A 20,769-nucleotide genomic window follows, 5' to 3' on the forward strand; every position below is an offset into this window, starting at 1 on the left:
AACCTTGACTCCTTTGGAGTCGAACAAAACTTCTCAGTTCTTGATATAAAGCTTATATCCTTTCAGGATAGAAAAAAGGCCTATTTCAAACAGCGGTCTGACCCTCCTGCATCGGGTGCCGACCGCTTTATGTGCGTTGTTTTAAATGATTTGTATTGAGCCTGAAGGGGTCGGTACGTTTATAACCTACAGAATGGAAAAGTATTACGACCCGGAAAGGGTCGAACAATTTCCATGAGTGGTTCGTGTTCAGCCGGCAGGCTAATCTTCTTCAAAATAATCCGAATCCACTCTCTTGATTTCATAGATATTTTGAATGGAAACGCCAAGATTATAATCTATCATAAACTGAGAAAGTTTAGCACCATCTATCAAAACAATCTTAGTTTCATTTTTTGGCGTATATAATTCTGCTTCCTTAGTGAAAGAAGAAGTTGTGATAAATATACCTTTCTTGGCGCCTTGTCCTGCCAGAGCACCAACAAACTTGTGTAGTTCGGGGCGCCCTACAACGCCTTCCCATCTTTTAGCCTGAACATAAATGACATCTAATCCAAGTTTATCTTCTTTGATAATACCATCTATTCCTTCATCTCCGCTTTTGCCAATTGCTTTGCCTGCATCCTGGATAGAGCCACCATAACCCATTTTTACAAGTAGTTCCACAACAATTCTTTCAAAAAAAGAAGGATGGACAGCTTTAAGTCTGGAAAGTATTTCACTTTGCAAAGAAGTCCGGATTTTTTGATACCCGGATTCAATTAATTCTTCAGGTGTTTCTTTTATATTTTCTTCTGTTTCATCATTGGAGCCTGAGAGTGGGCTTTCTTCCTTTTTCCTGTACCGAAACCCGTTTATTTTTTCCTCATAATCAGGAAATAAACTCATTAAGTATTTTACATTCAGTGATGATGGCTTTTTTTCAAGTATTAATTTGCCCCTGTTTGTTATTTTAAAATGCCCTTTACTTGTGTTTTCAATGGCTCCCGACATTTTTAAATGTGCTTTCGCCCAGTGAACCCGGTTATGAAAAGTTTTTTGTTTTTTACTGGGTAGCCAATCATTTAATTCTTCTTCTGATAAATTGAACTGTCCCGATAATTGCTCTACAGCATTCTGGGTAGTGTGTATTTCGCCATCACTAATAAATTTAAGCAATGGCAGCATCAGGGTTTGATAAGCTGGTATGGGCATTGAGTACAAAATATAGGTAACCTGTAAGATTTGTCTTGCTGCAAGCCTTAAAAACGCCTGCAATTCAATTCCAAATGTACGTTTGGCATTGCCGCAGATGCGCAGATTCAATCTGCGCATCTGCGGCAAATGTATCTTAGCTTACAACTTCCCTTCCTTAATGCCGTCCACAACTGCAGGGTCAAGCAGGGTGGAAATATCCCCTACTTTATCCGGCTCACCTTCTGCTATTTTCCGTAAAATACGGCGCATGATCTTACCGCTGCGTGTTTTGGGCAAACCGGTTACAAATTGTATTTTATCGGGTTTGGCAATGGGGCCAATAATACGGGAAACGGTTTGTGCAATATCTTTCCTGGTTTGTTCCTCATCTCCATGAAGGGAAGTTACAATTACGTATGCATAAATACCCAGTCCTTTTATATTGTGGGGGTAACCCACCACCGCGCTTTCCACCACACTGGCGTGCATATTAATGGCATTCTCAATTTCAGCAGTGCCAATACGGTGGCCGCTAACATTCAGCACATCATCCACCCTGCCGGTTATACGATAATTGCCTTCTTCATCTTTTAAAGCCCCGTCTCCTGTAAAATATAAATTATTGTAAGCAGCAAAATAAGTGGTGCGGCAGCGTTCGTGGTCGCCATAGGTTGTTCGCAGCATTCCCGGCCAGGGCGCTTTCATGCATAAATTTCCTTTATAAAAACCTTCTTCATTTTTTTCTGTTACTTCTTTTCCATTCTCATCAACCAGCACGGGCTGCACTCCTGGCAATGGCAGGGTTGCCCAGGTTGGCCGGGCCGGTGTTATACCAGCAATAGTAGTAATTAATATGCCGCCGTTTTCGGTTTGCCACCAGGTATCTACAATGGGGCAGCGCTTTTTACCTACATGCTCATTATACCAGTTCCAGGCTTCTTCATTAATAGGTTCGCCAACCGATCCTAATACTTTTAATGAAGAAAGGTCTTTATCTTTTAACGGGTCTAACCCATAGCCCATTAAACTACGAATAGCCGTAGGCGCGGTATACAAAATATCTACCTTGTATTTATCAACAATATCCCAAAACCTGCCGGCATCGGGCCAGGTGGGTATGCCTTCAAACATTACACTGGTAGCCCCTGCGCTTAGTGGTCCATAAAGAATATAGCTATGCCCGGTAATCCAGCCGATATCCGCCGTACAAAAATGCACCTGTCCGGGCTGGTACTGAAACGTGTTTACAAAAGTATAGTTGGTCCATATCATGTAACCCGCGGTAGTATGCACCACGCCTTTGGGTTTGCCGGTGCTGCCGGAAGTATACAAAATAAACAGGGGGTCTTCGGCATCCATCTCCTCCGCTTCACCAAAGCTTTCAACAGGCAGGGTATCGGTAACCTTAAGCATTTCATCTTCCCACCATACATCGCGGCCTTTGATCATACTAACCGGAATCCTGGTACGGGTATATACAATTACTTTTTTTACGAGGTTATTTCCTACCAGCGCGTCATCAATCACGCTTTTTAGCGGTATATCTTTTCCGCCCCGGTAAGCGCCATCGCAGGTAACGATACATTCGGCTTTAGTGTCTTCCAGCCTGTCGGCAATGCTTCGGGCAGAAAAGCCGCCGAAGATTACGCTATGAATAGCGCCGATCCTTGCACAGGCCAGCACTGCATAAGCCAGCTCGGGTATCATACCCATGTAAATACAAACCCGGTCGCCTTTTTTTATTCCATTGTTTTTGAGTACCTGGGCAAACTGGCATACCCTTTTATGTAACCGCTCATAAGTAACAATTCTTGTTCTTTCTTCAGGATCATTAGGCTCCCATATAATAGCGGGCTTATCGCCCAGAGTTTTCAAATGCCTGTCTAAACAATTTTCGGTAATGTTCAGTTTGCCGCCGGCAAACCATTCTATTTTTGGCGCTGTAAAATTCCAGTTCAGTACTTTATCCCACTTTTTTCTCCATGTAAAATGTTCAGCAATTTCCGCCCAGAAAGTTTCCGGGTTTTCCACGCTTTTTTTGTAGGCAGTTCTGTACGCGTCAATACTTTTTAACTGATAGGGGTAAGACATATAGCATTGCAATTTTGTTTCGTATTGGAAAGGCTAAATTAGCCACATTCGGTGGAATATAAATGGCCGGCAGGAAATTTTCTACCCTGCTGCCCTGCTGCCGGAGCTACAGCAGTACGTTTCCCCGCAAAATTTGTTCATTATAGGGCAGCCGTTACCGGTAGTGCGGTAACCCGTTAAGCGCAACAGCGTTTCCCTGCTTAATGCAGGTAACAACCGTTAGTAAATGCCTTCACTTCATTTTCCTTTTGTCCGCAACTTCAGGTTTAGTATATTCATCCCCTAATTTGCTTGCGTACAATGTCAACATCTCCCAAAGGTATCTGGAAAGTTATAGGCGCCTCTTCGGTTGGAACGCTCATTGAATGGTACGATTTCTATATTTTTGGCAGCCTGGCTACAGTAATTGCCTCGCAATTTTTTCCTCAAACCAATCCAACGGCTGCGTTACTGGCTACCCTGGCTACTTTTGCGGCTGGTTTTATTGTGCGGCCTTTCGGCGCTTTGGTATTCGGGCGGCTGGGCGACCTGGTTGGACGCAAATACACTTTTTTGCTTACGCTTATCATTATGGGTGGTTCTACTTTTGCCATAGGGCTGGTACCCTCTTATGAAAGCATTGGTTTCGCCGCGCCGGTTATTGTGCTGTTGCTTCGCCTGCTGCAGGGCCTGGCACTGGGCGGCGAATATGGCGGCGCTGCCACTTACGTTGCCGAACACGCGCCACCGGGCAAAAGGGGATATTATACTTCATGGATACAAACCACGGCTACATTAGGACTCTTTGTTTCGCTGGGTGTAATATTACTGGTTCGGCATGGGTTAGACAGCGATATCAATGTTTCCATTCAAAAATTTAATGACTGGGGCTGGCGTATACCATTCCTGGTTTCCATCATTCTCGTGGGTGTTTCCATTTATATCCGTTTAAAGATGAATGAATCGCCTTTGTTCTCCCGGCTTAAATCGGAAGGCAAGGTGTCGGTTAATCCGCTTAAGGAAAGTTTTGGACACAAAACCAATCTTAAAATGGTTTTACTGGCTTTGTTTGGCGCCACCATGGGACAGGGTGTGGTGTGGTATACCGGCCAGTTTTATGCGCAAAGTTTTATTGAAACCGTTTGTAAGGTAGATTTTGAGCAATCGCGAACGATGCTGATATGGGCTATCCTTTTTGCTACTCCGTTTTTTGTGGTGTTTGGCTCATGGAGCGATAAAGTGGGAAGAAAATGGATCATGATGGCCGGCATGTTTCTGGCCATTATCTTTTACCGGCCCATCTACCAGCAATTCCTTGATCTTTCAGATACTACCATGTATCAAACACAAACGCCTGCAAGCACAAGCCAGCCTGTTATTCATACCGATGAGATCAACGAACAAACCATTACTACTACCAGCATAGTAAAAACATTTGCTGACGGTTTCGCTTACACGCAAAAAAGCAGGGATACGGTTTTTGCAGGCATATCAAAGCCTGTGGCGGATGCCACGCCTGTTTACACGGATAAGAAACTGCCGGCAACCGTTTACTGGAAATTTGTGTTCCTGATATTTGTGCAGGTTATTTTTGTTACAATGGTATACGGACCCATAGCCGCATTTTTAGTGGAGATGTTTCCCACGCGCATCCGCTATACCTCTATGTCGCTGCCTTATCATATAGGTAATGGGGTATTTGGCGGACTAACGCCTTTCATTGCTTTATTATTAACCACAATAAACACGGGAGATAAGCTGGTAGGATTAATGTATCCCATCATTATTTCTTTTGTATGCCTTATTATCGGCATGGTGTATATCAGTAATAAAGTGGACCCTGATGTAAGTGATTAAATAATAAAAACATTATGATGAACCAGTTACGGAAGTGGATGGGGCTTATATGGATGCTGCTCGCCCCGCTATCCATGTTTTATCTTATTAAAACGGCCCTGCATCAAATTGCCCTGCATCCTGTAACCGATACCAAAATACAGTGGGGCGTATTTGTTATTGTATTTATACCTATTGCTATCGGCTTATGCATATTTGGCTGGTATGCCTGGAAAGAAGAGTATAAAAGACAAATGTAAAAAGGAGTGCTTATTTTTGTTGCATGTCTATCCGCGTAAAAAATTTGCATAAAGTTTACGGCGAGCAAAAGGCGGTAAACGATATCTCGTTTTCTGTAAACAAGGGAGAGATCGTTGGCTTTTTAGGACCTAACGGAGCGGGTAAGTCTACCACTATGAAAATTTTGACCGGCTACCTTAAGCCCACCTCCGGCGAAGCTATGGTATGCGATTTGAATGTGGCCAGCCATCCCTTAGCAATAAAAAAGAAGATCGGGTACCTCCCCGAATCGAATCCCTTATATTATGATATGTATGTGAGAGAATACCTTGGATTCATTGCCGGGGTACACGGGCTTGCCAATAAAAAAACGGCTGTTAGCCATGCTATTGAAATGGTGGGGTTAGGCCCCGAGCAGCAAAAAAAAATAGGGCAGCTTTCCAAAGGGTATAAGCAAAGAGTTGGATTAGCCGCCGCGCTGATCTATGATCCGGAAGTACTTATCCTTGATGAACCTACCACCGGCCTCGACCCGAATCAGATTGTGGAAATAAGGGAAGTAATACGCCGGCAGGGGGAAAATAAAACCGTTCTTTTTTCATCACATATATTACAGGAAGTAGAAGCCGTATGCAACAGGGTTATTATTATTAACAAAGGAGAACTGGTGGCAGACGATACGGTGGCCAGCCTGCAGGCGGGCAAAGGAAATATGCAGCGTATACAGGTTGAGTTTGCCCATAATGTACAACCCGGATTATTTATTCCCACCTTTGAGCCGGCACAGGTGCAAATGCTGTCGGGTACAAAATACCGGTTCTCGGCAAACAATCCCGAACTCCTTCGCAGGCAGTTAAGAGAATTGGCTATGCAGCACGACCTTGATATCATTGCTATGCAAAGCGAAAGCCAAAGCTTAGAAACGGTATTTAAGGAATTAACTGGCAAAAATGAACAATAACTGCACTTTGTTTTGCAAGCAAAACTGAAAACCGTTTCTTTGCAAAAAAACAACCACACGTAAATCATTTTCTATGTCTTTCATATCAGATATTCATGCCCGACAAATTTTAGACAGCCGCGGAAACCCTACTGTTGAAGTAGATGTAATTACTGAAAATGGCTTGGTAGGAAGGGCCGCCGTTCCCTCGGGCGCTTCTACCGGGAAGCACGAAGCGGTAGAGCTGAGAGATGGCGATAAAAGCATATACCAGGGTAAAGGGGTTTTGAAAGCCATAAAAAATGTAAATGATATTATAGCCGATCAGTTAATTGGAATTGACGTAACCAAACAGGCGCATATTGACGGCCTTTTAATAAAAATTGACGGCACGGAAAATAAAGCACGGTTAGGCGCTAATGCCTCCCTTGCCGTTTCAATGGCCGTTGCCAAAGCAGCGGCGCAGGAATGCGGTTTGCCCTTATACCGCTACCTGGGAGGTGTAAATGCCGCGGTATTACCCGTGCCTTTAATGAATATTCTGAATGGTGGCGCACATGCCGATAATAAAATAGACTTCCAGGAATTTATGATCGTTCCGGTAGGAGCAGCTTCCTTTAGTGAAGGATTGCGTTGGGGAGTGGAAGTATTTCACAACCTTAAATCGGTATTGAAGAAAAAAGGATACAGTACCAATGTGGGAGATGAAGGCGGCTTTGCACCCGATATTCAAAGTAATGATGAAGCTATTGAAACCGTATTGCAGGCTATTGAAGCAGCCGGTTATAAGGCTGGCGATCAAATAGCCATTGCTATGGACGCGGCCAGTACCGAAATGTTTGATGAAGGCAGCCAATCCTATAAATTTTACAAAAGCAGCGGCAAAACCATCAGCAGCGATGAAATGGTAGCCTACTGGAGCAACTGGGTTAAAAAATATCCTATCGTATCTATTGAAGATGGTATGGCGGAAGATGACTGGGCCGGATGGAAAAAACTGACGAACGAAATTGGCGGCAAATGCCAGTTGGTGGGTGATGATTTGTTTGTAACCAATGTTAAGCGTTTGCAGGAAGGCATTGATAAAGGCATTGCTAACAGCATATTGATTAAGGTTAACCAGATAGGCACGATCACCGAAACCATAAATGCCGTGCAACTGGCCCAGGCAAGCGGGTATACCACCATTATGAGCCACAGGAGCGGGGAAACGGAGGATACCACCATTGCCGACCTGGCCGTTGCTTTGAATTGCGGGCAAATTAAAACGGGCAGCGCCTCCAGAACCGACCGGCTGGCTAAATACAATCAATTAATAAGGATTGAAGAAGCTTTGGCAGAGAATGCGGTTTACCCGAACGGAAAGATTATTTTCAGGAAATAAGGTGAGGTATTCCAGGAACCTGATACGTGATACCTAATACCTGACACCTCTTACAATCATGAAGCTCATCAAACAAATACCTGCCTGGTTAAAAAACAAATACAGCCTTACGCTGCTGGTTTTTGTGGTATGGCTGGTTTTTTTTGACCACAATGATCTGTTTGTGCAGATGGAAAGAACGGGGGAGCTCAGGCAGTTAGAAAAGGGGAAGGCTTATTATACAGAGCAGATTGAGGCCATGCGAAAGGAACTTGCTGAGCTGGATAATGACCCTGCCTCTTTAGAAAAAGCGGCAAGAGAAAAATATTTGATGAAAAGAGACAGCGAAGACGTGTTTATTATAGATGAAAAATAATATTTGCTAAACTTTTGTGCTTTTTCACAATATCTTTTCTCCTGCCCCGTTTAATAGAAGCACCTTTATTCCCACCCGTTGACAAACACCTGAGAACACCATTAATCCGTATTGTTATCTGAATATCCTAAGAACCGTATACTTGAGATTATTGTGAATTCAAAAATGAATGGCGCATGGATATTTATACACCTGAAAACATGATACGATTCCTTTACAAAGAAACCTCAGCCGAAGAAAATGCTGCTATGCAGCTTGCTTTGGAGACAGACTGGACTTTGCGTGAGAAGTTTGAGATTCTTAAAAGGGCTATAGAGGGCCTTAATACGATCCATCAATCTCCCCGTCCCTCTGTAATACAATCTTTATTGCGTTACGCCGGTATAAGTAAAGAAGTTGAGCAACATTAATTTGTTTTTCAGCCACTTACCTTATTTTTGGGTTATCAGGAAAATTTCCAATGACACAAAAAGAAAGGTATGCTTATACGCTGAACTGGTTCGGCCAGCATACACCCAATGCAGAAACAGAATTGATATATGATAATCCTTACCAGCTTTTGGTAGCGGTTATCTTATCTGCCCAGTGTACCGATAAAAGGGTTAACCTTACTACTCCCGCTCTTTTTGAAAAATACCCGGGCCCCCAACAGCTTGCAAACGCAGGTTTTGATGAGCTTTTTCCTTACATCAAAAGCATTTCTTATCCCAGCAACAAATCCAGGCACCTTATTGGCATGGCCAATATGCTAATGGAAAAATATGCCGGTAAAGTGCCGCTAACGGTTGATGAACTGATGCAGTTACCCGGCGTTGGAAGAAAAACCGCCAATGTAATTACTTCCGTTATAGATCAGCAGCCCAATATGGCGGTAGATACGCATGTTTTTCGTGTTGCCGCCCGGATAGGGCTAACGCATAATGCAAAAACGCCGCTGGCAGCCGAAAAACAACTTGTTAAAAATATTCCAGCAGCAATGATCCATAAAGCGCATCACTGGCTGATACTGCATGGCCGGTATATTTGCGTTGCCCGCAATCCCAAATGCGGCATATGCGGACTGCAACAGGCTTGTAAGTATTATCAAAAAAACATAGCACCAAAGTCTGCAACCGAAAAGGAGCACTAAGTGCCGGGTTAGAAATCCGAAGCCGGAAAAACTATAAATTCTAAAAAATACAAAGGCATACAATAAAATATAAGTTAAAAACTAAAACGGATGATGACCTGCTACCAGCAGTTCAACTAAATTATCGCTCTATATATAATATTTATATCTTTGCGCCGAAGTCAGACCGCGTCTGACTTTTTTAAATTGTATCAGCGTGTCGCAACTGGATAAAATTGATAAGCATCAGCTCCCGCTACATATTGCCATTATTATGGATGGTAATGGAAGATGGGCGCAGGAAAAGGGAGAAGACCGCCTTTTTGGACATTACCAGGGGGTTGAAAGCGTACGCAAAATTGTAGAGGGTTGCGCTGAGCTGGGCATTGCATATCTTACTTTATACGCTTTTAGCACCGAAAACTGGGATCGCCCTGAAACGGAGATAACCGGGCTTATGGAATTGCTGGCGCAAACCATCCGCCAGGAAGTTTCAACATTAAATGATAATAATATTAAGCTGCAACTGATCGGTAATATTGAAATGCTGCCCGAATATGCCCGCCAGGCATTGCAGGAAGCCATTGATCTTACCCATGCAAACAGCGGTTTAACTTTAATCATTGCCTTAAGCTACAGTTCCCGCTGGGAACTGGTACAGGCGGTAAAAGCTATTGCAGCAGATGTACAGGCGGGTGACATATCGCCGGATCAGATTAACCAGGACACGCTCCGGAATTACCTTACTACCAGCGCCTTTCCAGACCCTGAATTGATGATCCGGACCAGTGGTGAATACAGAATAAGCAATTTTTTGCTATACCAGTTGGCATACGCAGAATTATATTTTACGGATACCCGGTGGCCTGATTTTGGGAAAGAGCATCTATATGAAGCCATCCTGAACTTTCAGCAAAGACAAAGACGATTTGGCAAAACCGGCGAGCAGATTCAACGGGAATCCGCTACAGATACGCATTAGATAAAGTTAAACCGTTATTCTTTTAACAAACCATTTCAATTAATCCCGTTAATTTGCCGGGCGAAACTTATAAAACGGATGCAAAGAATCTGCACGATTTTTACGATTTTACTTGGATTAAGTTTTTTTTCAACCAAAACTAACGCTCAGGTAACCGATACGCTGCCCACAACTTCTGTGGATCCCGCTCTATTGGGGCTGTTCCATCAACCTATTCCAAAAAAATATACCATTGCCGAAATAAAAGTAACCGGCGCCCAGTATTTTGATCCCAACTTAGTTACGTCTATTTCGGGACTGAATGTAGGCGATGAGGTAAGAATACCCGGGGGAGATAATTTTGCCAAAGCAATAGAAAAACTTTGGGGGCAAAACCTGTTTGCCGACATTGAAGTATATATTACAAAAGTAGAAGGAGACAGGATATGGGTAGAGATAGCGGCGGTAGAACGTCCACGCTTATCCAAACTTATTTTCCGGGGTATCAAAAAATCGGAAGCAACCGATTTAAAAGAAAAAGTGGGTATAACAGCCAGCCAGGTAGTAACCGAAGCCCGCAAACAAAACGCTATTGAAGCCATCCAGAAATTTTATACCGAAAAAGGTTTCCAGGGTGCAAAAATAACCGTGCAGGAACGGCCCGATACCGCCTATACCAACGGGGAAGACCTGATTTTTATTATTGAAAAAGGCGGTAAAGTAAGGGTAAATGATGTAATGATTTTTGGTAATGAAAAAATCAACGAGCTGAAACTTAAAAAACAATTGAAAGGCACAAAAGAAAAAAGCAGGTTTACTTTATTTGCCGATAAAAATACAAGTCCCTACGGCGAAAAGGAACCCGTTTCCTTTAAAGAATATGTAAAAAATTATGGCTTCCTTTCCCCAACCAAAACATTAGATTACTTAGATCCTTATTTCCGTTTCAAAGTATTTAGTTCCGCCAAGTTTAATGAAAAGAAATACAGGGAAGACAAAACCAAAATCATTGAATATTATAACGCCAATGGTTACCGCGATGCCGTTATAGAAAAAGATACGGTATATTATAATGCAAAAGGGAACCTGAATGTTGCCATAAAAATTAGCGAAGGGCATAAATATTATTTCGGCGATGTTACCTGGAGAGGTAATACCAAATATTCTGATTCCATCCTGAATGTAATACTGGGCATTAAAAAAGGTGATGTATACAATTTAGAAACACTCAATAAAAGAGTAGGTAAGGAACTTACGCAGGAAGGCGGTGATATCAGCGCGTTGTATGCCGATAACGGGTATCTCTTTTTCCGCGTTGATCCTGTTGAAACTTCTGTATACAACGATACCATTGATCATGAAATACGGATTACGGAAGGACCACAGGCTACTATAAAAAGAGTAACCATTGCGGGTAACGACAAAACCAAGGAGCATGTAATACGCAGGGAACTGAGAACGCTGCCCGGCGAAAAATTCAGCCGCCAGGAATTGATCCGCTCCCAGCGTGAAATAGCGAACCTGGGTTATTTTAACCAGGAAAAAATAGGTATCAATCCTGTACCTAACCCGGATGACGGTACAGTGGATATCAACTATACCGTGGAAGAAAAATCGTCTGACCAGTTAGAGCTTAGCGCAGGCTGGGGCGGTGGCATTGGGCTAACCGGAACCGTGGGCGTGGTGTTCAATAATTTTTCGTTGCGCAATATTTTTAAAAGATCTTCATGGAGTCCGCTTCCCTCGGGCGACGGGCAAAAGCTCAGCCTTCGTTTCCAGAGTAACGGCCGGTATTTCCGTTCCACCAATTTTTCATTTACCGAACCCTGGCTGGGTGGTAAAAAACGCAACTCATTTACCCTAAGTTTATATAGTTCCAAATACGCCAATGCATATGATCCCTACACAGGCAGGTATACCAACGCCCGGGCCGATTCGTCTTATCTCAAGGCTATGGGCGCCACCATCTCCCTGGGCAAGCAGTTGAAATGGCCGGATGATTACTTTACGCTTATTTACGCGTTGAACTATACACAGTATAAATTAAAAAACTACCCCGGATTTTTCCAGGGTTTATCAGACGCCACATCTAATATCCTTAACCTGAAACTTACGCTGGCAAGGTCATCGGTTAACCAGCCGATTTTTCCAACGGGAGGATCAAGTTTTATGATCAGCGGCGCCTTTACACCTCCTTATTCCGCCTTTAAGAATCCTAATTCCATTAAGTCGGCAGACAAGTACAAATTAGTGGAATATCATAAATGGCGGGTAAACGGCGAATGGTATGTGCCATTGGGCAAGCCGGCCGGGGAAGAGAAAAACCGGCAGTTTGTATTGAAAGTGGCTGCCAAATACGGCTTCATTGGAAGGTATAATAAAGATCTTGAAATATCACCGTTTGAACGTTTCCAGGTGGGTGACGCGGGATTAACCAATAACTTTGGTATACTCGGTTATGATATTATTGCACACAGGGGTTACCCGGTATATGATAATTCAGATCCTACGATCAATCCCGACCAGCAGTCTACTACCAAGTTCTTTACCATTTTTAATAAGTATACGATGGAGTTGCGGTATCCGTTTTCAACCAATCCCAGCAGCACCATTTACGGACTGGCCTTTTTTGAAGCCGCCAACGGCTGGTACGATTTCAAAAACTGGAATCCGTTCCAGCTTCGCCGGTCAGTTGGTTTGGGTGCAAGATTCTTCCTGCCGATGTTCGGTTTGCTTGGTTTTGATTATGGGTTAGGATTAGACAGGTTATCTGCTCCGGGAGCTACATTTAAAGATGCAACCCGGTTTACCTTTATGCTTGGCTTTGAACCGGAATAGGGAGGAGTGAGTGGTGAGTATGTAGTGAATGGCTTGTTGTTAGTATACTTTAGCTGAAAGTTGACGGCATATCCGGGTACTTCAGAAAGCTTATGTAACTTTAAATAAAAAGCGATGAAACGAAGCATGATACTTATTTTCTGATATAAAATAATGTATACGCGGAGTTACATCAGTCCATTAGAAAATAAAAATATACCTGATGAAACGAATATTGTTTATTGCGGGCTTTTTGTGCCTCGCGTTTTTTAGCGCGGATGCGCAGCGGTATGCTATTTTAGATACTAAATTCATTCTTGACAGGTTACCTGAATATAAGGATGCACAAAAGCAACTGGATCAGTTCAGCAACGCCTGGCAAAAGGAGCTGGATGGTTTACAAACCGCATTAGATAAAATGTACCGCGATTTTGAAGCCGAGCAGGTAATGCTGAGTAATGAATTGAAAAAAAAGAGAGAGGATGAACTGTTTAACAGGGAAAAGGAGTTGAGGGATTTACAGCGCCAGCGCTTTGGTTATGAAGGCGATTTGTTTAAAAAACGGCAGGAGCTCATAAAACCCGTGCAGGATAAGGTATATAATGCCGTAGAAAAATTAGCGGTGGAGAAAGGATATGATTTTATTTTGGATAAAAGTGAGGGAATTACCGTTATCTTTGCCGACCCCAAATTAGACCGGAGTGAGGATATTTTAAAAATGCTGGGGGTTAATAAATAATTGTTAAAGCCTCCGGGCAATCAAACTAACGCAACCATATTCTCATCATTTAACTCATAAAAACAGAAACATTGACTTATATGAAAAAGGTTTTTACTTTAGTAGCGGTAGTTGTAATGCTGGTAGCAGCGGGTAATACAGCAGTAGCACAAAACAAATTCGGACATGCAGATATTGAACGGGTAGTTGGTCTTATGCCTGATATCAATAAGGCTGATTCAATTTTGCAGAAATTCAAAAAAGACTCTCTTGATAATGCCCTTCCTTTTTATATAAATGAATATAAGAGGAAAGATTCCATAGCCAAATTACCCAGTACTCCGCAGGCTATCAAACAAACGGCACAACAGGAAGCTGCCGGGTATCTTCAATATATCCAAAACTGGGATCAATTCATGCAGTCTGAAATGCAGCGCAAACAGGCTGAAGTGTTTAACCCTTATTTCATGAAAGCGTTCGATTTGATCAATGCCGTAGCAAAAGAAAATGGTTATACATGGGTTTTTAAGCAGGATGCTTTGTGGGTGGCTCCGCAAACAGACGATCTGCTGCCATTGGTAGCTAAAAAATTAGGCGTTAAGCTACCCGCCGGTGCAACTGGTCTGGATCACCCGGGCGAGCCCGCGAAGCCGGCAACAGGCGGCAAAAAGCAATAAGCATAAACATTTTATCGGTATACAGCCGCTTCCATTTTGGGAGCGGCTTTTTTAATGCAATTACAGCAACACGGTTATCTTTGTTTTATGAAACAGCAGCCTATTGGTGTTTTTGATTCGGGTTACGGGGGATTAACCATTTTAAAGGAATTTATTCATACGCTTCCGCAGTACGATTATTTCTATTTGGGCGATAATGCCCGCGCTCCCTATGGCCCGCGCTCTTTTGAAACCGTTTACCGCTACACCCTGCAATGCGTTCAATGGTTGTTTGCCCGGGGTTGTCCTTTGGTTATTGTAGCCTGCAACACCGCTTCGGCCAAGGCCCTGCGTACTATACAGCAAAATGATCTTCCCCGTATCAATCCGCAAAACCGTGTATTGGGTGTAATACGGCCTACTACCGAAATGATCGGAACCTTTACCCGGTCTAACGAGGTAGGTATACTGGCTACCGCGGGTACGGTGTTATCGGAATCTTATGTTATTGAAACAAAGAAATTTTATCCCCATGTAAAAGTATACCAGGAGGCCTGCCCCATGTGGGTACCGCTGGTAGAGAATAACGAATATAAAGGCCCGGGGGCTGATTATTTTGTAGAGAAAAATGTGAAGAACCTGCTTGGGAAAGGAAAACTTATAGATACGGTACTTTTGGCCTGTACACATTATCCGTTGCTGAAAGATAAAATCAGGGCCTACCTGCCCGATCATATTAGCCTGCTTTCGCAGGGTGAAATTGTAGCTAAAAGCCTGGAGCATTATTTTGAACGGCACCCTGAAATGGAAAGCCGTTGCAGCAAACAGGGCACGGTACAATTTTACACCACCGATTCAACAGAAGATTTTGATGCGCATGCAGCTACTTTCTTTGGGAAAAGCATTCATTCTGAACATGTTAACATCGAATAAGCCACGATTTGTAAAAGCTTCCTTATAAAGGTATTTTTATGAATAGTCTTTCGCCGCAGATTCGCAGATAGGGAGTAGCAATTTTTTTTAGATTTTAGATATGCAGTCTTAAAAAATCTTTGTATGCTTTATCTTCGCTGCTACGGAGCTGTCTAAAAAGTAATATTTTGCCACAAAGTTCCGCCTGAACCGGACGGGCAGGCACTAAAGCACGAAGAAAATAAAACCTGAAGGTCAGGACTTTGTGTCTTTGAGTCTTAGTGGCATATCTTCTATACCGGGTCTTTTGAGACAGCCTCATTTATATGCTCTTCCGGGGCTCTGTACCGCATTAAAAAACCCAATGTGGTTGAGGATAATGTACCTGAAAAAAAAGGCCGGAAATTAATTTTGAACACTTACCTTTGCCGTCCTTTCATCCAGCCTTAACAGAAAGGGCGTGGTGGCCCGTCTGGAAAAGGTAAATGATTTTGAAACCCGGTTCGCTTCTCCCGAACTTTTATTTCAAAAAAGTGAAAAAGTAAAAAATAATGAAACGTACATTTCAGCCGCATAAACGTCGTCGTAAATCAGTTCATGGCTTTCGCAAACGCATGCAAACCGCAAACGGGCGCAAGGTTTTAGCCAGCCGTCGTAAAAAAGGACGTAAGAAACTGACTGTTTCCGATGAGAAAATAGCGAAATAATACCGGCTATGCCATGTGCATAGATCGTTAAATAATTGCATAGCCCCGTTTCGGGGCTATTTTTGTAATTTAATTACGGAACCTGAAAATAACCTTTACTTTAAATAAGCAGGAGCGGCTCAAAAGCCGTAAGCACATTGAACAGTTGTTCAAAGAAGGGAAAAGTGTTTCCGCTTTCCCCTTCCGGGTACTGTATTTGCCGGTTGTTGCTGCTAATACCCTGTTGCCCATACCCTTACAGGCTGGCGTGGCGGTAAGCAGCAAGCATTTCAAAAAAGCGGTGCATCGCAACAAAATCAAAAGACTTACCCGGGAAGCCTATCGTTTGCAAAAAAACAGCCTGCAGCAAAAGCTAACGGAAACCGGTAAACAGTTGATGCTCTTTTTTATTTATACGGGCAGGGAGTTACCGGATTTTTTGCTGGTAAAAGAAAAAGTACAGGTAATTTTGGATAAACTTATCCGGGTTGTTGATGAAAACCGTTCGCCGCATACTTAGTCTTCCGTTCATAGGGCTGATCAGGCTCTATCAAATATTTATTTCACCCATACTCGGCCCTAAGTGCCGGTTTACGCCTACCTGTTCGCAGTATGCCTTAGAAGCACTTAAAAAATATGGTATATTTAAAGGCATATGGCTGGCGGCAAAGCGTATTGCCCGTTGCCATCCCTGGGGGGGACATGGGTACGACCCCGTACCGTAATATTTGAGATTTGAAATTTAAGATTTGAAATGGAGATACCCCACATCTCACACCTTATACCTCATCCTCAAACAAAAAAGCTGCCCGGAAACCCGGACAGCCCCTGATCTTATTATTGAAGAGCTTATGCTTTTTCAAATTTCTCTTCTACTTTTTTCCAGTTCACCACATTCCATATGGCTGCCAGGTAATCGGGACGTTTGTTTTGGTATTTAAGATAATAGGCATGTTCCCATACATCTACGCCCAGGATAGGTGTGCCTTTTACTTCGGCTACGTCCATCAGCGGATTGTCCTGATTGGGGGTGCTGGTTACTTCTAATTTACCATCCTTTACGATCAGCCATGCCCAGCCGCTTCCAAAGCGCGTGGCGCCGGCCGCGCTGAATTTTGTTTTAAACTCATCGAAGCTGCCGAATGCGGTGTCAATAGCTGCCGCTAGTTTTCCTGAAGGTTTTCCTCCCGCATTAGGCGCCAGGATTTCCCAGAAAAAACTATGGTTCCAGTGACCGCCACCGTTGTTGCGTACCGCCGGGCTAATTGTTCCGGCTGCTTTAACCAGTTCCTCTAAGGATTTATTTTCGTTGGGTGTACCCGCTATTGCTTTGTTAAGGTTGTCAACATAAGCCTGGTGATGCTTACCATGGTGTATTTGCATCGTTAAAGTGTCAATATGAGGTTCCAATGCGTTGTGCGCATACGGCAGTGCCGGTAATGTAAAAGCCATAATACTATAGTTTAAATTTGAAAATTAATTTTTCACTTATGGTGTTTTCATCAATATCTGCATTTTATCGCTGGCCGGATCATTTATTTTCCAACCGGCAAAAATGTATATCTCGGGGCAGGGCAGAAAAAATGGAAAAAGGATGCTGTGATAACCAATTTACAAATTTACTGCTTAAGTTGATACGGAATTTATTTTATAGATATGTTCGTTATTTATTAATAATGCCATATAAATAAGCCCACATCACATTTCAATTTGAGCCGTAAAAACATTTGTAAAATTGTTTGCAGAATCATATCAAAAAACCTATTTTTGCCGCCCCGAAAGGGGTGGTGCGTTGTAAAGGCGTTTAACTAAAAACGATAAACAACAAACTATAAATAAAGAAATTCCTCCTTAGCTCAGTTGGTTAGAGCATCTGACTGTTAATCAGAGGGTCTCAGGTTCAAGTCCTGAAGGGGGAGCTTAAGAATCAACAACTTACAAAGGTCGCCATGGGCGACTTTTTTATTTTTGCCAGTAATTTGCCAGTAACTAAGGCAATTTTGAAACAAAGAGCGATTACGCTATAAAGTTACTTCAATTTATGCTGACTTATCTTTTCTTCCCGGAATAGTACCGGAGAATGTAGGTACGGCGCCTCCTGCAATCCCTACATCATCAGCATATTTCATCTTTTATTTTGTTCCTTTAATATCCTGGCAAAATTTTCCTTACATTCCTTTGAACAAAAGCCGTAAACTTTCCTGTCTAACACGAGTGTATCTGCGGCTGTTTCATTAGTTACGGGCATGTGGCAAATTGTATCTCTTTTAGACGCAAACCGGATGCCTTCAAATCCTCTTTTGGAAGTTTCAGCCGGCATTTGCATCACATGGTTTTCCTTGTTATGGATATTCCCTTTATCGCCTGCATTACAGGCTGTAAATATTATTAATACGATAGTATATATTATTTTAGTTCTCCTGTTCATTGTTTTTCCTTTTATTTACCTAAATCAGTTTATTTATTATTGAACATCTTGCCATTGAGCAAGAAAATATTTTAGAGCCGTTAATTACTTTCCAACAAATGAGCTGTCACTCAAGGTTTTCATAAAGGCGATAAGGTCTTCTTTTTCCTGTTCCGTTAGCGGTATCCTGTTACCGTTCTCTTTTAAAACCGGGTCAAGATTATCGGCATCCAAAACGCCATGATTGAAATAATCCAACACCGATCTCAAAGTAGGGAACTGACCGAAGCTGCCGTAAGGTGCTGTGTATTCAATGTTTCTTAAAGAGGGAACCCGGAAGCTCATATAGTCCGCAAGAATCCCTGTTACCCTGGCACGCCCTGCCTCCTCGGTGTTAGGATTTAAAGGGAATCCAACATTTCTGAAGCTCTGGTCGGTAAACAATGCTGTGCTGTGACAGCTCCCGCATTTATGCTGAAAAGTCTGATAACCCCTTGCTTCGCTTTCCGTGAATACTTCGCCTTCGTTTCGTTGTACTTTGTCATACCTGCTATCAACGGAGATGAGTGTATACTCATATTGCGCAATGCTTTTATATATCCTTTCCGGACTTATATTTTCATCACCAAATGCTTTTCTGAACAATTCTTTGTATTCCTGATCGTCATTTATTTTACCAATGACTTCCAAAATAGAAGAATTCATTTCTTCGTGAGTGATGATGGGAACCAACGGTTGTTTTTCCAACTGGAGGATCTTGCCATCCCAATTGTAGAATCGCATGAACGCCATGTTTTGAATGGGTGGCGTATTGCGAAGTCCCAACCTGCCGTAAATTCCTGTTGCCAGGGCGTTGTTATCAGCAAAAGCATTTGATTTATGGTGACAACCGGCACAAGAAATAGTGTTATCTGCGCTGAATCTTTTTTCGTTAAAAAGCCTTTCGCCTAATTCAACTCCATATTTTGTAGGCTTATTTGCATTTACAGAACTGTTCAGCGCAGGAAAATCCGGGGGAATATTCAGCGAAAGTTCCGGGTTGTGATAAGGTACCGGCTGAACAATATCATCCCTGTTGCAGGATAGCAACAGAAAAAGGATTGATATGATGCCGAATATTTTTTTCATTCCAAAATGCTCCTACATAAAAAAATTGAAAAGAGCCGCCGCGTCCGTGAACTTCAGGCGGCTCTTAGCAGTATACTAATTCTCTACATTATCTACAGAAAACATCCCGGTAATATCACTTGACCCGTCTCCGCCAAGGTTGTCAACAAACTTTGTCATTTGAACGGCGGTATGAATATTGGGTGTGGCATTGTCGTTCATTCCCGTTCCTGATGTCAGTTTGATCGTATTGGTCTTTCCGCTCAGCAATTTGTCAAAATCTGCTTTGATGGTAATTTTAGGAGCATTGCGGCCTACCACAGCATTGCTGGTAAGATTCAAAGTAATATCCCTGTAAGCATCAACGCCTTGTGTATATGCTCCTTCTTCTCCCTCTACGGTGCTTCCGGTGTGGATGGACATTTCTTTATTGTCGTTGTCATAAAACCCTTCCAGCTTTGTAAAACGGTATCCGGTTCCCCATTCCCACATCATTTCAGTTGCATTAGCGCCGGCAGTTGCATAAAACGTTGGAAACTTTGCCTGGTCTAACGTGTTCAATTCCTGCTTAACGCCTAAGCCGAATTTTATTTGTTTGTATTCGCCTGAAGGTATATTGCTCAGGGTATAATCCAAAGTTTCTGTCTTTGCCTGGTTTACAACCGTTGCGCCCTTATCCAGGTCGTTGATATTGTAAGGGATTTCAGTGCCGTCTGCTTTTATAAGCCGGATATTGCTTATCACATATTTCAATTCTGAAAAGTGATGCACCTGTCCTTCGGCAGAAGTGTTTGTTGTGGCGGTCGTGGAAGCGGCATCTCCAAGCACGATGGTATTGCTTTTAAAAGTGTTGTTGAAATGCAGTGTTATATTGTTGGCAACAGGATCCTTATCATCTTTACTACAGGATATCAATGCAGATAAAATAAGGGATACTAATAAATATTTTTTTAAATTTTTCATTGCTGTTTTTTTAAGTATTTGAAAATTTATCACCTGATAAACATTTTGACTAAGCCATGATATAAAGTCAACCGATAGGAGGTGGTACAAATATTTTCCTGTAAGGCGATGTATAAAGGGTTTCTTTATGAATGGATGTTTTACTCTGTATATCAATTATTGGATTTGTTACTTCCAACGCCGTGAATGAGACAGGGAATATGTCAATCTTTGGATAAATACTAATTGCAGATGACCCGGAGTTTTCCGTTTCCTGCAATTCTTTTTTTAAATGACATGTTCCGTGGCATTGCAACTCGGGCTTGTTTTTATTGATGCAATATCTTTGCTCTATCGCATCCCGGTTCAGCTTAAAGTGCATGATAATTATCGCCTGCTGAAAACCTATCAGCAAAGACAACATCATTAATAAAACACTATAAACGATTTTCAT

The 20,769-nt window shown here is 42.5% G+C and carries 22 protein-coding genes and 1 tRNA gene; 16 read left to right on the top strand and 7 right to left on the bottom strand.

Translation table 11 applies throughout. The annotated features are described in order from the left end of the window. Positions 1–261: 261 nt before the first annotated feature. Positions 262–1,305, bottom strand: coding sequence for a restriction endonuclease (locus VL121_RS10295; RefSeq protein ID WP_325404883.1), 1,044 nt, complete (start codon positions 1,303–1,305; stop codon positions 262–264). Between the two features lie 30 nt (positions 1,306–1,335). Next, on the bottom strand, positions 1,336–3,267 hold the full coding sequence (gene acs, locus VL121_RS10300; protein WP_325404885.1) for an acetate--CoA ligase: 1,932 nt from the start codon (positions 3,265–3,267) through the stop codon (positions 1,336–1,338). Positions 3,268–3,567: 300 nt separating this feature from the next. On the opposite strand from acs, the gene VL121_RS10305 reads away from it, so the two are divergent. From VL121_RS10305 to yidD, 15 genes are all read left to right on the top strand, one after another. Further along, positions 3,568–5,103, top strand: a complete 1,536-nt coding sequence (locus VL121_RS10305) for an MFS transporter (protein WP_325404887.1) — start codon at positions 3,568–3,570, stop codon at positions 5,101–5,103. A 14-nt stretch (positions 5,104–5,117) separates the two neighbouring features. Continuing rightward, positions 5,118–5,342: a DUF6814 family protein gene (locus tag VL121_RS10310; protein WP_325404889.1), complete on the top strand. Its 225-nt coding sequence runs from the start codon at positions 5,118–5,120 to the stop codon at positions 5,340–5,342. Positions 5,343–5,365: 23 nt separating this feature from the next. After that, a complete protein-coding gene (gene gldA, locus VL121_RS10315) occupies positions 5,366–6,283 on the top strand; it encodes a gliding motility-associated ABC transporter ATP-binding subunit GldA (RefSeq protein WP_325404891.1) in 918 nt (305 codons plus the stop codon). Between the two features lie 73 nt (positions 6,284–6,356). Next, positions 6,357–7,646, top strand: coding sequence for a phosphopyruvate hydratase (gene eno, locus VL121_RS10320; protein WP_325404893.1), 1,290 nt, complete (start codon positions 6,357–6,359; stop codon positions 7,644–7,646). A gap of 58 nt (positions 7,647–7,704) precedes the next feature. Beyond that, positions 7,705–8,001 (top strand): FtsB family cell division protein, encoded by a 297-nt coding sequence (locus VL121_RS10325; protein WP_325404895.1) that lies wholly within the window; start codon positions 7,705–7,707, stop codon positions 7,999–8,001. Positions 8,002–8,177: 176 nt separating this feature from the next. After that, positions 8,178–8,411: a hypothetical protein gene (locus VL121_RS10330; RefSeq protein ID WP_325404897.1), complete on the top strand. Its 234-nt coding sequence runs from the start codon at positions 8,178–8,180 to the stop codon at positions 8,409–8,411. A gap of 50 nt (positions 8,412–8,461) precedes the next feature. Continuing rightward, on the top strand, positions 8,462–9,130 hold the full coding sequence (gene nth, locus VL121_RS10335; RefSeq protein WP_325404899.1) for an endonuclease III: 669 nt from the start codon (positions 8,462–8,464) through the stop codon (positions 9,128–9,130). Positions 9,131–9,326: 196 nt separating this feature from the next. Then, entirely contained in the window at positions 9,327–10,091 is a 765-nt protein-coding gene (locus tag VL121_RS10340; protein WP_325404901.1) for an isoprenyl transferase, read from the top strand. A 78-nt stretch (positions 10,092–10,169) separates the two neighbouring features. Further along, positions 10,170–12,908: a BamA/OMP85 family outer membrane protein gene (locus tag VL121_RS10345; protein ID WP_325404903.1), complete on the top strand. Its 2,739-nt coding sequence runs from the start codon at positions 10,170–10,172 to the stop codon at positions 12,906–12,908. A gap of 202 nt (positions 12,909–13,110) precedes the next feature. Further along, positions 13,111–13,626 carry an OmpH/Skp family outer membrane protein gene (locus tag VL121_RS10350; RefSeq protein WP_325404905.1) on the top strand — a complete coding sequence of 172 codons (516 nt, stop codon included), beginning with the start codon at positions 13,111–13,113 and terminating at the stop codon, positions 13,624–13,626. An 80-nt stretch (positions 13,627–13,706) separates the two neighbouring features. Then, on the top strand, positions 13,707–14,282 hold the full coding sequence (locus tag VL121_RS10355) for an OmpH/Skp family outer membrane protein (protein WP_325404907.1): 576 nt from the start codon (positions 13,707–13,709) through the stop codon (positions 14,280–14,282). Positions 14,283–14,369: 87 nt separating this feature from the next. Beyond that, positions 14,370–15,194, top strand: coding sequence for a glutamate racemase (murI, locus tag VL121_RS10360; protein ID WP_325404909.1), 825 nt, complete (start codon positions 14,370–14,372; stop codon positions 15,192–15,194). A gap of 530 nt (positions 15,195–15,724) precedes the next feature. Further along, positions 15,725–15,880 carry a 50S ribosomal protein L34 gene (gene rpmH / locus VL121_RS10365; protein ID WP_152267789.1) on the top strand — a complete coding sequence of 52 codons (156 nt, stop codon included), beginning with the start codon at positions 15,725–15,727 and terminating at the stop codon, positions 15,878–15,880. 88 nt (positions 15,881–15,968) lie between these two features. Next, positions 15,969–16,379 (top strand): ribonuclease P protein component, encoded by a 411-nt coding sequence (gene rnpA, locus VL121_RS10370; protein ID WP_325405173.1) that lies wholly within the window; start codon positions 15,969–15,971, stop codon positions 16,377–16,379. Further along, entirely contained in the window at positions 16,354–16,584 is a 231-nt protein-coding gene (gene yidD / locus VL121_RS10375; protein ID WP_324553797.1) for a membrane protein insertion efficiency factor YidD, read from the top strand. Before rnpA ends, yidD begins: the two co-directional genes overlap by 26 nt. A gap of 124 nt (positions 16,585–16,708) precedes the next feature. Here yidD and VL121_RS10380 read toward each other — a convergent pair whose 3' ends face one another. Then, a complete protein-coding gene (locus tag VL121_RS10380) occupies positions 16,709–17,311 on the bottom strand; it encodes a superoxide dismutase (RefSeq protein ID WP_325404912.1) in 603 nt (200 codons plus the stop codon). Positions 17,312–17,704: 393 nt separating this feature from the next. On the opposite strand from VL121_RS10380, the gene VL121_RS10385 reads away from it, so the two are divergent. Next, positions 17,705–17,778: transfer RNA gene (locus VL121_RS10385), tRNA-Asn, on the top strand. Between the two features lie 206 nt (positions 17,779–17,984). Here the strand turns inward: VL121_RS10385 and VL121_RS10390 are convergent. From VL121_RS10390 to VL121_RS10405, 4 genes are all read right to left on the bottom strand, one after another. Then, the gene (locus tag VL121_RS10390; RefSeq protein ID WP_325404914.1) at positions 17,985–18,287 is read right to left on the bottom strand and encodes a hypothetical protein; all 303 of its coding nucleotides are present in this window, start codon (positions 18,285–18,287) and stop codon (positions 17,985–17,987) included. 84 nt (positions 18,288–18,371) lie between these two features. Then, positions 18,372–19,394 carry a cytochrome-c peroxidase gene (locus VL121_RS10395; RefSeq protein WP_325404916.1) on the bottom strand — a complete coding sequence of 341 codons (1,023 nt, stop codon included), beginning with the start codon at positions 19,392–19,394 and terminating at the stop codon, positions 18,372–18,374. 75 nt (positions 19,395–19,469) lie between these two features. Continuing rightward, complete coding sequence (locus tag VL121_RS10400) at positions 19,470–20,336, bottom strand: MbnP family protein (protein ID WP_325404918.1); 867 nt, start codon at positions 20,334–20,336, stop codon at positions 19,470–19,472. Between the two features lie 67 nt (positions 20,337–20,403). Next, complete coding sequence (locus tag VL121_RS10405; protein WP_325404920.1) at positions 20,404–20,769, bottom strand: hypothetical protein; 366 nt, start codon at positions 20,767–20,769, stop codon at positions 20,404–20,406.

It is taken from the genome of Agriterribacter sp. (assembly GCF_035497235.1).
Taxonomy (GTDB): domain Bacteria; phylum Bacteroidota; class Bacteroidia; order Chitinophagales; family Chitinophagaceae; genus Agriterribacter.

Coding starts and splice junctions, on each gene's coding strand:
- acs (WP_325404885.1), bottom strand. CDS start 3,267: ATGTCTTACCCCTATCAGTTAAAAAGTATTGACGCGTACAGAACTGCC.
- VL121_RS10305 (WP_325404887.1), top strand. CDS start 3,568: ATGTCAACATCTCCCAAAGGTATCTGGAAAGTTATAGGCGCCTCTTCG.
- VL121_RS10310 (WP_325404889.1), top strand. CDS start 5,118: ATGATGAACCAGTTACGGAAGTGGATGGGGCTTATATGGATGCTGCTC.
- gldA (WP_325404891.1), top strand. CDS start 5,366: ATGTCTATCCGCGTAAAAAATTTGCATAAAGTTTACGGCGAGCAAAAG.
- eno (WP_325404893.1), top strand. CDS start 6,357: ATGTCTTTCATATCAGATATTCATGCCCGACAAATTTTAGACAGCCGC.
- VL121_RS10325 (WP_325404895.1), top strand. CDS start 7,705: ATGAAGCTCATCAAACAAATACCTGCCTGGTTAAAAAACAAATACAGC.
- VL121_RS10330 (WP_325404897.1), top strand. CDS start 8,178: ATGGATATTTATACACCTGAAAACATGATACGATTCCTTTACAAAGAA.
- nth (WP_325404899.1), top strand. CDS start 8,462: ATGACACAAAAAGAAAGGTATGCTTATACGCTGAACTGGTTCGGCCAG.
- VL121_RS10345 (WP_325404903.1), top strand. CDS start 10,170: ATGCAAAGAATCTGCACGATTTTTACGATTTTACTTGGATTAAGTTTT.
- VL121_RS10350 (WP_325404905.1), top strand. CDS start 13,111: ATGAAACGAATATTGTTTATTGCGGGCTTTTTGTGCCTCGCGTTTTTT.
- VL121_RS10355 (WP_325404907.1), top strand. CDS start 13,707: ATGAAAAAGGTTTTTACTTTAGTAGCGGTAGTTGTAATGCTGGTAGCA.
- murI (WP_325404909.1), top strand. CDS start 14,370: ATGAAACAGCAGCCTATTGGTGTTTTTGATTCGGGTTACGGGGGATTA.
- rpmH (WP_152267789.1), top strand. CDS start 15,725: ATGAAACGTACATTTCAGCCGCATAAACGTCGTCGTAAATCAGTTCAT.
- yidD (WP_324553797.1), top strand. CDS start 16,354: ATGAAAACCGTTCGCCGCATACTTAGTCTTCCGTTCATAGGGCTGATC.
- VL121_RS10380 (WP_325404912.1), bottom strand. CDS start 17,311: ATGGCTTTTACATTACCGGCACTGCCGTATGCGCACAACGCATTGGAA.
- VL121_RS10390 (WP_325404914.1), bottom strand. CDS start 18,287: ATGAACAGGAGAACTAAAATAATATATACTATCGTATTAATAATATTT.
- VL121_RS10395 (WP_325404916.1), bottom strand. CDS start 19,394: ATGAAAAAAATATTCGGCATCATATCAATCCTTTTTCTGTTGCTATCC.
- VL121_RS10400 (WP_325404918.1), bottom strand. CDS start 20,336: ATGAAAAATTTAAAAAAATATTTATTAGTATCCCTTATTTTATCTGCA.
- VL121_RS10405 (WP_325404920.1), bottom strand. CDS start 20,769: ATGAAAATCGTTTATAGTGTTTTATTAATGATGTTGTCTTTGCTGATA.